14 protein-coding genes are annotated in these 14,013 nt (G+C 38.8%); 4 read left to right on the top strand and 10 right to left on the bottom strand.

The features are described 5' to 3' along the window. Positions 1 to 6: 6 nt before the first annotated feature. Positions 7 to 819 carry a sterol desaturase family protein gene (locus ABJH98_RS07035; protein WP_348306930.1) on the top strand — a complete coding sequence of 271 codons (813 nt, stop codon included), beginning with the start codon at positions 7 to 9 and terminating at the stop codon, positions 817 to 819. Here ABJH98_RS07035 and ABJH98_RS07030 read toward each other — a convergent pair. Beyond that, a complete protein-coding gene (locus ABJH98_RS07030) occupies positions 771 to 1,769 on the bottom strand; it encodes an acyl-CoA reductase (protein ID WP_348306929.1) in 999 nt (332 codons plus the stop codon). The genes ABJH98_RS07035 and ABJH98_RS07030 overlap by 49 nt on opposite strands. 106 nt (positions 1,770 to 1,875) lie before the next feature. Here ABJH98_RS07030 and ABJH98_RS07025 point away from each other — a divergent pair, with 106 nt between their 5' ends. Continuing rightward, a complete protein-coding gene (locus ABJH98_RS07025; RefSeq protein WP_348306928.1) occupies positions 1,876 to 2,223 on the top strand; it encodes a 4Fe-4S binding protein in 348 nt (115 codons plus the stop codon). Between the two features lie 77 nt (positions 2,224 to 2,300). On the opposite strand, the gene amt is transcribed toward ABJH98_RS07025, so the two are convergent. Continuing rightward, the gene (gene amt, locus ABJH98_RS07020; protein WP_348306927.1) at positions 2,301 to 4,616 is read right to left on the bottom strand and encodes an ammonium transporter; all 2,316 of its coding nucleotides are present in this window, start codon (positions 4,614 to 4,616) and stop codon (positions 2,301 to 2,303) included. A gap of 328 nt (positions 4,617 to 4,944) precedes the next feature. On the opposite strand from amt, the gene ABJH98_RS07015 reads away from it, so the two are divergent. Both ABJH98_RS07015 and ABJH98_RS07010 read left to right on the top strand, forming a co-directional pair. Then, complete coding sequence (locus tag ABJH98_RS07015) at positions 4,945 to 5,982, top strand: alpha/beta hydrolase (RefSeq protein WP_348306926.1); 1,038 nt, start codon at positions 4,945 to 4,947, stop codon at positions 5,980 to 5,982. A gap of 80 nt (positions 5,983 to 6,062) precedes the next feature. Continuing rightward, positions 6,063 to 6,632: an acyl-CoA thioesterase gene (locus tag ABJH98_RS07010; RefSeq protein WP_348306925.1), complete on the top strand. Its 570-nt coding sequence runs from the start codon at positions 6,063 to 6,065 to the stop codon at positions 6,630 to 6,632. Here ABJH98_RS07010 and ABJH98_RS07005 read toward each other — a convergent pair. The 8 genes from ABJH98_RS07005 to ABJH98_RS06970 all read right to left on the bottom strand — a co-directional run bounded on the left by ABJH98_RS07005 (position 6,629) and on the right by ABJH98_RS06970 (position 13,871). Then, positions 6,629 to 7,003: a hypothetical protein gene (locus ABJH98_RS07005; protein ID WP_348306924.1), complete on the bottom strand. Its 375-nt coding sequence runs from the start codon at positions 7,001 to 7,003 to the stop codon at positions 6,629 to 6,631. The two genes, ABJH98_RS07010 and ABJH98_RS07005, sit on opposite strands and share 4 nt — an antisense overlap. 69 nt (positions 7,004 to 7,072) lie before the next feature. Next, the gene (gene purU / locus ABJH98_RS07000; protein ID WP_348306923.1) at positions 7,073 to 7,942 is read right to left on the bottom strand and encodes a formyltetrahydrofolate deformylase; all 870 of its coding nucleotides are present in this window, start codon (positions 7,940 to 7,942) and stop codon (positions 7,073 to 7,075) included. Positions 7,943 to 8,032: 90 nt separating this feature from the next. Beyond that, a complete protein-coding gene (locus tag ABJH98_RS06995) occupies positions 8,033 to 8,272 on the bottom strand; it encodes a hypothetical protein (RefSeq protein ID WP_348306921.1) in 240 nt (79 codons plus the stop codon). Between the two features lie 73 nt (positions 8,273 to 8,345). Next, on the bottom strand, positions 8,346 to 9,167 hold the full coding sequence (locus ABJH98_RS06990; RefSeq protein ID WP_348306920.1) for an energy transducer TonB: 822 nt from the start codon (positions 9,165 to 9,167) through the stop codon (positions 8,346 to 8,348). A 135-nt stretch (positions 9,168 to 9,302) separates the two neighbouring features. Beyond that, a complete protein-coding gene (locus tag ABJH98_RS06985) occupies positions 9,303 to 10,592 on the bottom strand; it encodes a hypothetical protein (protein ID WP_348306919.1) in 1,290 nt (429 codons plus the stop codon). Further along, positions 10,589 to 11,068: a response regulator gene (locus tag ABJH98_RS06980; RefSeq protein ID WP_348306918.1), complete on the bottom strand. Its 480-nt coding sequence runs from the start codon at positions 11,066 to 11,068 to the stop codon at positions 10,589 to 10,591. Before ABJH98_RS06980 ends, ABJH98_RS06985 begins: the two co-directional genes overlap by 4 nt. Positions 11,069 to 11,073: 5 nt before the next feature. Further along, the gene (locus ABJH98_RS06975; protein ID WP_348306917.1) at positions 11,074 to 12,453 is read right to left on the bottom strand and encodes an ATP-binding protein; all 1,380 of its coding nucleotides are present in this window, start codon (positions 12,451 to 12,453) and stop codon (positions 11,074 to 11,076) included. Beyond that, entirely contained in the window at positions 12,453 to 13,871 is a 1,419-nt protein-coding gene (locus tag ABJH98_RS06970) for an SLC13 family permease (RefSeq protein WP_348306916.1), read from the bottom strand. The genes ABJH98_RS06975 and ABJH98_RS06970 overlap by 1 nt, the downstream gene beginning before the upstream one ends. Positions 13,872 to 14,013 lie beyond the last annotated feature (142 nt).

Raw genomic sequence — 14,013 nt, 5'->3', positions numbered from 1 at the left:
GAATAAATGGATTTTGAACAAATACCAGAGATATGGAAACGAGTGGTAGTTGTAGATTTTCTACGCTACTTCATTTTTGCGTCAGGTAGCTATTTGCTTATTTGGGTGATTCTGAGAAAGCCATTAGAACACCTCATCATCCAAAAGAAACTGCCAAGTCTCAAAAGGAAACTATCTGAGTTTGCCTATTCCATGTCAACTGTTTTGATTTTTTCAATGATTGGCACGTGCATTCATTATGCTAAAAAAAATGGAGGAACCGGCATATATGCTGAAGTATCTGAATATGGTTGGCCATGGGTCTTTATCAGCCTAGCTATCATGATTCTTTTTCATGATTGTTACTTCTACTGGACACATAAATGGATGCATCACAAAAGCGTGTTCAAGTATGTGCACAAAGTTCATCATCAGTCCACCAATCCATCCCCATGGGCAGCTTATGCTTTCCATCCACTGGAAGCAGTAGTTCAAGCAGGCGTGTTCCCAATTTTGATATTTTCACTTCCTCTTCACTCCATTGCTATATTTTCATTTCTCATTTATATGATTACCAGAAACGTAATGGGGCATTTGGGATTTGAGTTATTCCCTAAAAACTTTGTAAGTAGCAAATGGATCAACTGGCACACCACCACTACGCACCACGACATGCACCACAAGCACTTCAATGCTAATTATGGACTATACTTTAGCTGGTGGGATCGCTGGATGGGCACGGAGCATGAAGCCTATCAGGAAACATACAATGAAGTAAAATCAAGGAAATCTCAGGATAGACGAGTTAAGAAGGCCATTGTATCGACGCCATCAGCATAGTCTGCGACTCCGGGCTTTTGTGCTTGACCAAATGGAATGTGGCCATCCCCTACTATACATTGAATTTTATCCGCATTGCTTTTCAGCCAATCATTGAGTTCATTTTCATCAGTGTATTCCTGATAATATAAAACGGATATTGGAGAAACTAAATCTTCACTTTCCCTAACTAATAAAAACTCTGTATCCAAGAATGGTTCACGATTGACTAAATAAATCGATTTGTTGTAATCGTAGTTATTTCTGTATTTGTGATGATGAATGGCAGGTTCAAACGGCTTGAGTGTATCCAAAAACGGACTAAAGTTATAGTCTTTTGGTACAAAAACTTTTGAAACATTGCGACAGCCTAAACCATAGTACTGAAAAATATCATGTCCTAAGTTTTCGAAATCTATAGTTGTTTCTTTGCCATTTAAAACCGCAACAGACGACCTATTTTTTCGAATTACATGTGGTTTGTTTTTGAAATAGTATTCGAAATATCTAGCTGTATTATCACTTCCTGTGGCAATGACTGCATCCGCATCATTGAGACGTTCCACAAAAGTTACTTGCGATTCGAAATCGGGTTGAATTTTAAAAAGCTCATTCAATACGAACTTCATCAATATCCCATCTTTTGAACTCATCTTGATCATCAGATGATGGCCTGATAGCAGCACACACATCACATCATGAAAACCAACCAGAGGAATATTACCTGCTGCTATCACTCCTACTTTCTTAGGTTGAATATCAGTGAGATCATAGGGTGACAACCAATCCTCGATTTCAGGTTGATTTAAAAACAGAACAATTCCTTCAATGGCTAACTTGATATTATCTTCTACAAACCACGCATTTTCATTTCTCGCACCCAAACAAAGCTCCTCCAGCTCTTCTGATGAAAGATTTTTCAAATGATTCCCAAGTGTTTCAAAGGATTTTATTCTGTCAATCAACAACATAAATCAAATAAATCAGTATAGTTAAACTAACCCGCCAAACATTTTGGCGCGTAAAATTAATCAGTATTTTTGCACACTTATTTTAAGTATCAATAAATAAACGGAAATGGCAATAATTATTACCGACGAATGCATCAACTGCGGAGCTTGTGAGCCAGAATGCCCAAATACTGCGATCTACGAAGGTGGAATCGAATGGGATTGGGCTGGCGGTACTAGCTTGACCGAAGTTGAACTGGAGGACGGTACTCAGGTGGATGCCAATGCACCACAAGAGCCCGTTGATGAGGATTTGTATTACATCGTTCCTGGAAAATGTACCGAATGTAACGGCTTCCATGAAGAACCACAGTGTGCAGCTGTTTGTCCGGTGGATTGTTGTGTGGATGATCCAGATTACGTAGAAACAGAAGACGAGCTTTTGGCTAAAAAAGCTTGGTTGCACAACGAGTAAAAGACATATACCCAAAGCCTGTCTTTGGCCAGAATGATATATAAATCCACGTTCGTTTGAACGTGGATTTTTTTTGTTTATCGCAATCCAATCCCCAATACTACTACATCGTCAGTCTGTGGACAGTCCTGCTTCCATGTCAAAAAGTCTTCTTTCAAAGACACTTTCTGATCCTCAAAACGCTGACCATTAAACTTCTTGAGTTGGCTCAGCAGGACCTCTTTGGATATTTTCTTACCAGCTCTATTCACTTGATCATAATATCCGTCAGTAAATAAATAGAGTTTATCCCCGACTTTATAGTTGATAGTTTTTCTATCAAATGTAGGATTATCAGACAAATTCCTAAGTCCAACTGAAAACGAGTTTCCCGGGTACTCATTCAGGATTCCGTTTTTAGATATCACATGAAGGCAACTGTTTGCGCCAGCATAGTAAATCTTCTGTGCTACTTCTTCCACGATCAATACGGAGACATCTAAAGAATCCATGAGTCTACTACTCATTGATCTTACTTTTAGGGTATGATCGAACTTTCTATCCAGCAAGCTCAATACTTTTTCAGGATAGTATACTTTGTTGCTACTGAATATTTCGTTGATCAACGAAAGTCCCAGCATACTGAGAAATCCACCAGAAACCCCCGAACTAGTAGTATTTGACACAATGACAATTTTGTATCCCGCGATCTGTTTGAACCAATAAAAGTCCCCAGAGACGATTTTTCTTGGCTCGAAGAAAATGAACGAAGAAGGAAACAAATCCTTAAATGATTCCTCACCCCCTAGCATCAGTGATTGTAGCTCTCCGGCATGTTTCATTTCAGAAGACATACCCACCTCTTTTGATTTCATCTGGTCGCGTTCTTCTTGTATCGAATTTCGTTCCGACTCTAGCATCAAACCCAATTGACGTACGGCGATAAGAGGTGGTACCAAATTGCCAGCTTCATCCATGTACTGTACTTTATCGTCTTCAAACAGACGTTTTCTATCTTCTAAAGGAATACTAAGGTATTCTCTAATAGAGTACATGTTATATCCTCGCTCAGATACTCGAACAGACACCTGAGTTACTTCCATGTCAGGCCTTGGCATACTATCTATCTGATCACTTAGGTCTGTTATAAAAGACCCATATTGCTCCTGAATTGGTGAAACACGAAGTCCTATAGTCTTTTTGATCAGGTAAAACATGCCTAAGGCTATGGAACTAGTGAATGCAAAACAAACAGTAATTCCTAAAAACTGGATGGCCAGTTGTGTCCAACGATCAGTAGACAGCAATTCCGCTTCTCCAAAGAGCGCCACGCACAGCGTACCAAAAACACCCCCAAAACCATGAACTGCAATAGCACCAACCGGATCATCCAAGTGCCACTTTTCTGCTATAAGTACATAAAAATAGTTATGTATAACTCCTGCCAATAGACCAATAATCAAACTATTTATGGGAGATACCACATTGCAACAAGCTGTAATAGCTACTAGACCAGTGAGACTGCCTCCAGCTATCTTTTCAATCAAATCTTTTTTCTTTTGAAAGAAATAACCATGAAAAAAGGCCGAAAAACATGCTGCTGCTCCTGCCAGATTGGTGTTGAGTATGATCTTGACTACGTCATTATTGAATGCTAAAGTGCTACCTCCATTGAACCCCCACCAGCCAAGCCATAGAATCATCACACCCAAAATACTATAAGAATAATCCGATGATTTCATGGGCTGGACTCTTTTCAAAGCGTCATACCGACCTATTCTTGGCCCTACCATATATATACCCATTAAAGCAATCCACGCTCCTGTGGAATGTACCACCGTAGAACCCGCAAAATCCATAAATCCCAAATTAGCCAACCATGGCGTATTATTAGGATTGGCTAAATTCCCCCAGGCCCAATAACCAAATACAGGGTAGATCACTGTAGCCGTCATTAATGAAGCAATAAAATATGGGATAACTGCCGTTCTACCCGACATGGCTCCTGATACAATCGTAAGAGCGGTGCCTGCAAATGCCAATTGAAACAAAAAGAATATAAGTTCTTTGCCAGTATCTAGCCCAGTTCCGCCAAGATGCCCTGTTCCAAAGAATAAAGAGGAAGATGAGCCGAACATTAATCCATAGCCCACAAGAAAAAAAGCAATACTACCAGCCACCCAATCAAGCAAGTTTTTTGCACCAATGCCTGCTCGATGTTCTGCTTTCACTAGACCAGTTTCTAGAACTTTGAAGCCTGCCTGCATAAAAAAGACCAAAGCAGCTGCCACTAATACCCAAAGATCGTCAATATTAAGTGCCAATTCTGCCGCTTGCTGACTGACATCTGAAACCCCACTAAAAGCGGGTGAACTTATTAAAAATAATAAAACAATTAAGTAAATTTTCTCCATAAAAATCCAAGTTTTGGTTAAACAATTGATTGATCATTTTTGGATTTCTGTATGCTGGAGCTGAGGAAATATACTCTACCTTAGAAACAAGGTGTAAAGGGGTACTTTCTCTCAAATAGCTGTACTTTAAAATGATAAAAACTCATTCTAAAGTTTCACAAAAGTAGAATGCACTTATCTCAATAAATATGGTAGATTACAGTTCAAAAACCACATTAGCCTCTGCGAAGAAAATGACAAAAGACAGGTTAAATCACAGATGGCAGATTCCAATTCAATATCACTACTTAGTGTTACATATTTCTGAATTCTAAACAGCCTTACCTGCATGAAAAAAAGATACAAAATATTTCTAGCACTTTTGTTGTTAATTTTTCTAGCCTACTGGCAAGGCCCAAGACCAGTTTTTGAACAGGTATCCAGTGAAATACCCACTTTATCCGTTTCAATTGATCAAATTGACAGTACCATTGCTGCTTTTGAAAGTCAATTTCTTAATATCAAGTCTGAAAACGAATCTAGGATCATTTGGGCTGATTCAGTAAGAAAGACTCCCTACTCTATGGTGTACTTACATGGCTTTTCTGCTGGAGTCATGGAGTCGGATCCGGTGCACCAGACATTAGCAAAGAAATATGGGTGCAACTTATACCTAGCTCGACTTTCACATCATGGTCTAAGTGGTGACGATGCTTTTGAAGGACTTACTCCAGCGGCATTGATGCAATCAGCTGCTGAAGCTATTGCGATAGGACAAATCATTGGAGATCAAGTAATTCTAATATCCTGCTCTACTGGTGGAACTTTATCCATATTTTTAACTGCCCATAACCCTAAAGCCGTTGCTGCTCAAATCATGTATTCACCCAATACGGCTATCGACGATCCAACTGCGGTACTTTTAAACAAACCCTGGGGTAAAGAAATTACACGAGCTGTGATTGGGGATTATAGAATCGGCGATACAACCAAAATCGGCACTCCAATTGAGCGCTATTGGACCTTGACCTATCGATCAGAAGCACTAATAGCTTTGCAGGAACTACTCGACCAGACTATGCAGGATGAAGTATTTGAAAAAATCACATCGCCTTATTTCATTGGGTACTATTACAAGAGCGATGAAGAATCTGATCATGTGATCTCGGTACCTGGAATTTTAGATTTTGATATTAAAACAAAAACACCAGATCATTTGAAAAGAGTCCTAGCTTTTCCCAATGTGGGTAATCATGTGATGGCGTCAGACCTACAGTCCAAAGACATAAAAAGTGTGATTGATGAAACCAGCCTTTTCATAGAGGAAGTTTTGAAAATTCAACGGGTACGATACGATACTCTCAATTTGATGGAGGCTAATTTATAAATCCTCTAATTCTAGATTCCTATATCGAAAAACAAGTGGATAATGGCTAATTTGGCACTTTCTAATCCAAGACCATACGAATGCATAGAGCAGAAGCAAAATCCGTAAGCTATTCAAAAACCACCATTACCGAATTAATGATCCCCTCCTACGCCAATTTTGGCGGGAAGATTCATGGGGGTATTTTGCTTTCATTGATCGATAAGGTGGCTTACGCTTGCGCCAGTAAACATGCAGCTAACTACTGTGTGACTGTATCTGTGGACAACGTTGATTTTCTCGAACCTGTAGAGGTGGGAGATCTGGTTCACCTCAAGGCTTCCGTCGTTTATGTGGGTAATTCCTCACTAGTAGTTGGTATCAATGTAATAGCAGAAAACGTAAAGGAAGGCACACTTAAAAAAACCAATAACTCTTACGTGACCATGGTAGCCAAAGGTGAAGATGACAAACCTACCAAAGTACCGCAGTTGATTCTGGAGTCTCAGGAAGAAGTCAGACTCTTTCTGGAAGCTATCAAAAGAAGAGAATTAAAAAAGAGCTATCGCCAAAAGGTAAAAGAAGTGTCTGATCTCTTAGCAGATCAAACCCCTAAAGATTTGCTAGAAGGTGAGCGATGTGAATTGAATTTGAAGAAGTTTTCTCTTTAAGCCAATTGATTCAATTCTTCTTTGGTTTTCACCATCTTAGATTTAATACCAAATACCTCCATCATTACTCTTGCTGCTCCACGTATCAGAATGTTTGGCGAAACAATCGTAATGTGATCAATACGATTTTTGTATTTCTTCATAGCACCGTACCATTCCTTTCTCGCAGATGGCTCGAATCCAGACATATTCGTACAATCCCAAATAAATTGAAAAGAAGTTTCAGCATTTGATTCAAATAAATTCGTCCAATATTTAGTCGAATTGATGGATGCATCTAAAGTGAATTTATCTTTGAAAACAAAATAAATACAGTTTTGTCCAAATTTTGGACTCAGACTAATGTCAATATTTGAATGAGAAAATGTCATATCTATGATTGGTATTTACATTTCAACGCTGCATCAGTTAATTTAAAGAAAAATCCGCATTGTTTATTATTAATCCTCCGTCTCGGGAAAAACAATGGTTCGATTACCTGTCACGATTATACGGTGATCCAGATGATACTTCACCGCTTTACTCAGAACTTTTCTTTCAATGTCTGAACCGATTTGTGCCAAACTAGCTGGTGTGCTGGCATGGGATACTCGCTCTACATCCTGCTCGATGATTGGCCCTTCGTCCAAATCATTTGTAGCATAGTGCGCCGTAGCTCCTATCATCTTCACCCCTCTCTCGTACGCTCTTTTATAAGGGTTTGCCCCTTGAAATGCAGGAAGAAATGCATGATGGATATTGATAATTTTCTCCTGATACTCATTGATAAACTCAGACGATAGGATTCGCATAAACCGAGCCATCACTACCAAATCCACGTGATGCTGAGTCAATAAATCTAGAAGTACTTGCTGCTGCTCTTTCCAATTCTCACTGTTGATAGGTAAATGATGGAAAGGGATATTAAATTGATCCGCTACATATTGGATAGATTCATGATTGGCAATGATCAACGGAATATGGCAATGTAGTTTGCCTTCTCCATGTTTTTCCAAAATATCAAATAAGCAATGCGTAGTTTTTGAAGCTAAAATGGCTACGTTTTCTTTGTCTTCAGTAAAATGAACTTTCCATTTAAGACTCAATTTATCCGCTATCTGGGTGAATCTAAAATTGAGTACTTCTCTACTGTAAGTCAAATCCCGAACGTCCAAACTGACTCGCATAAAATAGGCTTCTTGAATGTTGTCAGTAAACTGCTGACAACTCAGGATATTGAATCCTTCTTCATAGAAAAAAGTGGTGACTTTAGAAATGATCCCTTTACTGTCATGACATTGGATCAGAAATGTGATTTTGTGGTCGGACATAGTTTTCCCAATAATGGTAATCGGGAATGTTGTCTGTCCAAAGATAGGCAGATTCAAGAAACAAGAACCAAGATATTCAACTTTGAATCTCTAATCTTCAGCTACCTCCGCTCTTTGTGGTCTCAACGCATCACGTACGGCAATCATATCTTTCTCTTCTACCACCATATAAGCGATGGTATGCGTGTCAGAAAAATCTTCTGTACCCACATCCGTTGTGCTGATTTTTTCACGTTCAGCGAATTCCTTCAAATGAATGGCGTGATGTTCGGCAGTACCTTTTGCATGCGCACCATGCATATCCCAAATAAGTTTTATTCTTCTTTCCATCTAATGACAAAAATAGGTCTCCTTTTATGAAAAAGAGACCTATTTCTCACATCATCCGCTAAACTTCTATTAGTTATCTGTTATAAAGCTTAAAAGTAATAGGCAAGACCATCCTGACACTAACGGGTTTACCCCTTTGCTTACCTGGGTTCCAATCGGGCGCTTGACTTAGGATTCTGGCGGCTTCCTCATCGCACCCACTACCAATTCCCTTGATGGTCACCACATCACTGATCTTACCTTCACTATTAACTACAAATTGAACATATACCCTGCCTTCCACTTGGTTATATCTTGCTTCCTGTGGATACTTGATATGATCAGCAACATATTGATAAAAGGCTTTTACTCCGCCTTTGGGTTCTGGTTTTTCCTCTACCACCATAAATATTTCCTCAGCCTCTTCTTCTTCTATTTCAAGCGTAAACTCTATATCTTCTACAGCCATATCTTCTGTAACTTCAACATCTATTTGTACATCAATTTCTTCCAAGATTTCCTCGTCAGGAACTACCACAATTACTGGCTGTTGTAAAATTTGTTGCGGAGGAGGAGGAGGTGGTTGAGTGGTTTGAGGAATATCTTGTATCTCTTCCCAATCAACAGCATCCATGGAAAGCTCTGTAATGATTGCATTATCAACAAACTTCCATTCGAAGGCAGTAATTATCATTGTAAGTGCCAGTGTAAGCCCTATAAAAAAGAACATCGTACTTCTTTGATTTTGCAATTCACGTCTGGTGCTTTTCCATTTTATTAAATCGTCATAATCTTGTTTGCCCAAGATCACAGGTTTTGCCATATCTGGTTGTTCACTACTGATATTGGCTATTGCTATTGGAGAACGATTAATCCTAAAATTCAACCGCCCATCCTTTTTGATAGTTGCTTCCATGACTTTGTGGTCTAGTTAAACAATTAACTACTACAATTAAGTCATTAGTCTGTACTAAAAAAATGATAAGGTACAGGATATAAAGGTGATTAAAATCAGCACAATAATTTGCTCAAATACTTAACCTAACACATTTTAAAGCTTGAATTGATATTGAAGCACATACATGCTCTTTCTTTCTGTAACAGTAGGGTGATCACCATTATTATAGATAGGCCTGTTCTGCCACCCGAAAGTAAGTTTAGATCTATGTCCGTCAAATATTAGGCTCCCACCCAGTTCGTAAAGAAGCATTTTTTCTTGCAAACGATCATAGTCAGCATATTGTATATTCAAATAAGGCTGGACAGCTCCAATTCTTTTTAATTCACCTGGCAACATAAACCGATAACCCAGTTGCCCATAATAAACCTTACCTGTACCAATTGATGGGTACCTGTTGCCACTTCCATTCAAAGTGCTTCCATCGGATTGCAATGTAGGGTTGTTGACCCCAATCATTCTCAGATAACTCGGTCCAAAGTCCGTATGAAAAAAGGCAGCGTATAATGTCAATGATTGAGTATTTGATGCATTCATCGGCAGATCGGCAAACAGATCAAGAGCCCACTGTTTCATCCTGTGATAACTTGTATCATTTTCCACCAAACTCCAGGTAGCTTGATCTTGAGTAAGAAAACCAAAACCAAGATTCAAAACCTTTTTAGTTCCATAATAAGTACCAGGCATAAAGGCGGTTTGCATAGTTTCCTTTTCCAGAAACTGATACTTAAAATAGCTAGAAACCTGCATTTTAGGATCACCATAAGAAAAATTAGCCTCTTCTTCTATAGTTCTGGCAAGAAGAGGTTTGCTTGGTTTAGCTAATACAAGTCGGTAATTTAATTGCCCAAGGTTGCCTTTGGCAAAGACACTGAACTTTCTTAGATAATCATCTTCAATATTGATCGTACTTAAGGCAAAAATTGGGATGTCCACACCTAATGCTGAAGTAGAAGCCGCACTGGCATATCGTGAGGGTCCGGTATAACCATTTTTGCCCAAACCCAGATGAAGTCGCTTATCTAGCTTATAAACTACCAATAAATCAAGCAAGCTTATGCCTGAAATTCTAGTTAGATAATTCATGTTGTTAAGTCCTACTTGAATTTTTACAAACAGTCTTTCTGTCACATCGCCGTTCAAGCCCATCCTGAATCTTCGAATAGATAAATCTGTAATACTAGTTTCATCAATTCCGTCTACCTGTGAACCAGGATTGAGTTTTGTATGTCTAAACCAAAACTGACCAGCAGCAAAGAACTTCATATCACTGAATCTCAATGATTTATGTGTTGTATGCTGAATAGAGTCTGGAAGTGACGCTGAAACTTGCCAGCCAATCAAGCAGACAAAAAGAGCTAAAATTAGACCTGCCTTTTTCATCTTACTTTTAATAAATCAAAAAGTGTTTGTTTGTCCAAAACTTCAGTATAAGGCTCATAGGCTATGCCTGATTCTATAATAAACCTTGTTAAAAGTTTAGATACTTTTTCTATCAATTCACCTTTTGTCCAAGGTTTCTCTATGTAATTATCAATCTTAGCTTTGTTGATAGCATTGATTGTATCTGTATGAGTCGCCTGTCCAGTCAGAAGTATTTTTTTCACCCCAGCAAATCGATCTTCCAATTTCATTTTCACAAAAAAATCTACCCCTGTGGTCCCAGGCATTACATGATCAGAAACAACCACCGCTACCTTGTCACCTTTTTGATCGATCGTATTTATCAGATCATACGCCTCATCCGCTGTTTCACATTCTTCAATGGTGAACTGATTTTCAAAGTAGGATAGTTGATCAGCAATTGTATTAAGTACTTCCTTTTGATCTTCCACACATATGATATATAACTTCTCCATTTCTATTATTTTTTAGGTATTTGAACAATGAAACTAGTCCACCCATCTTTATCTTCTAACAAAACATCCCCATCGTAGATGGTAACTATCTTTTGCACAATGGATAATCCAAGCCCTAATCCAAAAGAAAGGCCGCTCACTTTAGTGGTATAACTAGGTTGAAAAATTCTATTTTTAGTTTTTTCATCAATACCTCTTCCATTGTCGCTAATGGTAATGATGAAAAGCTCATTTTTGATTTCTGCTCTTATTTTTATTTCTGGCTTTTTTGTTTCGCTCGTATTGAGACTCTCAGCTGCATTTTTTATAAGATTCACCCACACTTGAATGAAATCACCTTCTTTGCCAATAAATGAAATTTCGTCATCTACCTCCAGCGTAACGTCAATATTCCTCAGCAAACCTGACAAAAGCGACATGGCCTTTTTAATAGAAACCCTCAAACTAAATAATTGTGCTTCTTTCCGCCCCGCAGCACCAAGCTCCTTGATAGATTGCACCACATGAGTTGTGTGGGTAGCTGCAATATTGATATCATGAAGTGCCAACCCAGCATCCCAATAGTAGCCCAAACGATCTACAAGTTGTTGATTTTCGGCTATCCCAATCTCTTTGATTTCCTCAACCGTAAGATTCATTTTGGCCAGCTTTTTTGCTGCACCCTCACGGATATGAAGCAACTCCTGAATTTTTTGTTTTCTATTCCTGATGCTGACTGTGGATAATTCCTGACCGTTTTCCAGAGACTTTAAGAAATAAGGATAAAGCCCTTTTGAATCCTTTTCTCTGATATAGTCCTTCATATGGTCGGTGATCCAATGGGTCTTGCTTTGTATCACGCTAGCCGCATTATTGAGCTCATGCGCCAGCCCAGCCGCTAGTTGACCCAATGTTGCCATTTTCTCACTTTCAAATAGTTTTTTCAGTACATTCTCTTTTTCGGAAACGCTGTTTATCATCAACATCTGTCGGAGATATATTTCATTGACGATTACCGGTAACATGTGCTCCAAAAACAAACAATACGCTTCAGATTCTCGAGGTGGTATCTGATCTTTTCTTACGAAATACACTGTAGTATCTTCATCAGATTTGACTGTAGTATAACTTCGGTTTTCGTTGGAGAAAAAACTATAAATTCCAACAATCATATTAGTGCCAGTAGAAAACACTTTAAACTCCTCGCCGTCATCAGGTTTGAAATACCCCGAGGCCATCCCTGTCTCCACATAAAACAATTTGTCATTTAGTTCTCCTTGCGCAATGATCTGGTCTCCCTTTTTCAATTCCATTTTCTGACCAAGATCAGAAAAAAAACTTTGTTTGAGCCAGTTCAAATCTGTGAGATTCGACAACGCTATTTTTTGCTTTTTCAAATCTATCATTATAGAAAGTTTATAAGATTCAACACATAAAGCGTAACAAAAACCAACAACAATCCAATCCCTCCTACCAAAACGCCAATCTTTATCATGTTTTTGGTATCAATCACTCCAGTAGCATGTGCTAGGGCGTTTGGCGGTGTACTTATTGGCAATGCCATTCCTAACGAGGCTGCCATGGCCGTACCCAGTATTAGCATCTTTGACCCACCATACGGCTCCAAACTCACTACAGTAGCTCCTATTGTTGCTATAATTGGGAGCAATAAATTAGCTGTTGCCGTATTCGACATGAAGTTGGCCATTACAGCTGATATAACAGCCGTTAATACAATAATCATAAAAGGCGAAAACTCACCGAACGGAATACTAGTAACTACATGCTCTGCAAGTCCACTTTTGGCCAGAGCTAAGCCCAATGCGATACCACCAGACACTAGCCACAACACATCCCAGTTTATTCTTTTCAGATCTTCTTTGGTTATAATATTCAAAGACAGAAACACGCCTACTGGAATCATTGCAACTGTGTATGAATTCATCCCATGAACAAAATCAAACAACCATAACAAAATGGTCAGACAGAAAGTAACATAGACCACAATGGCTTTTGGTGATTTTGAAAACTCCCCTTTGATATCCAACTTGACTTCTTCTACATCGGAACGAAAGAGACATGTCAAAATAAACCAAGAGATGCCAAGCAATAGAATCACAAACGGAACCCCAAAACTCATCCATTGGCCAAAACCAATAGCATCTATGCCTGTCAGATATTTTAATGCTAGCGCATTAGGTGGTGTACCAATAGGCGTACCCAATCCACCAATATTGGCTGCTAGTGGTATACATAAAGCCAATGCTATTTTACCCGGATCATTGTGATTAAAGTGCAAAAGAACTGGAGCAATGATGGATAGCATCATTGCGGTAGTGGCAGTATTGCTCATGAACATTGAAAAAAACGCAGTAATCATCATCAATCCCATAATGATATTAGCAGGTCGTCGGCCAAATGGTTTCAATAAGACTCTAGCCAAGTTTTGATCAAGTCTATATTTGGTAGAGGCCATAGCTAAAAAGAACCCACCCAAGAACAAAAGTATGATTGGAGAAGATAAAGTTCCCATGATCTCATGATAAGGGATAGTTTCACCAAAATCTGTAGTTCCAGCATCAGCAATCAAAACATTGATACCAGAACTAGATATGGTGATCAGCAGCAAAACTATAATCAATATGGAAGTAGCATATATGGGAATAGCCTCCGTGATCCATAACATGGCTGCTAGGAAGAATATCGCAACAACTCTATGTTCCACAACGGTCAGATTTTCTAATGGGAACCAGGCTCTCGGTATACATAAAATCAGGGTAGGAATAGCCAGACTCAAAGTAGATTTTAACAGGTTTTCACTCACGATACAAGTGTTTATTTTGGCAGAAATAATATAGTAAAAGTAGCTCTCCGTACCGGTGCCAATAGTGACCATAAGCACCTATTATCGTGATGTTGATCAGTTTTTTATTTGCAAAAATTTCCTCTCTTTAATCTATAAACAG

It is taken from the genome of Reichenbachiella sp. (assembly GCF_039969095.1).
Classification (GTDB): Bacteria; Bacteroidota; Bacteroidia; order Cytophagales; family Cyclobacteriaceae; genus Reichenbachiella.
The sequence above is the reverse complement of the archived record's forward strand: the minus strand, read 5'-3'. Positions and strand labels throughout refer to the sequence as shown.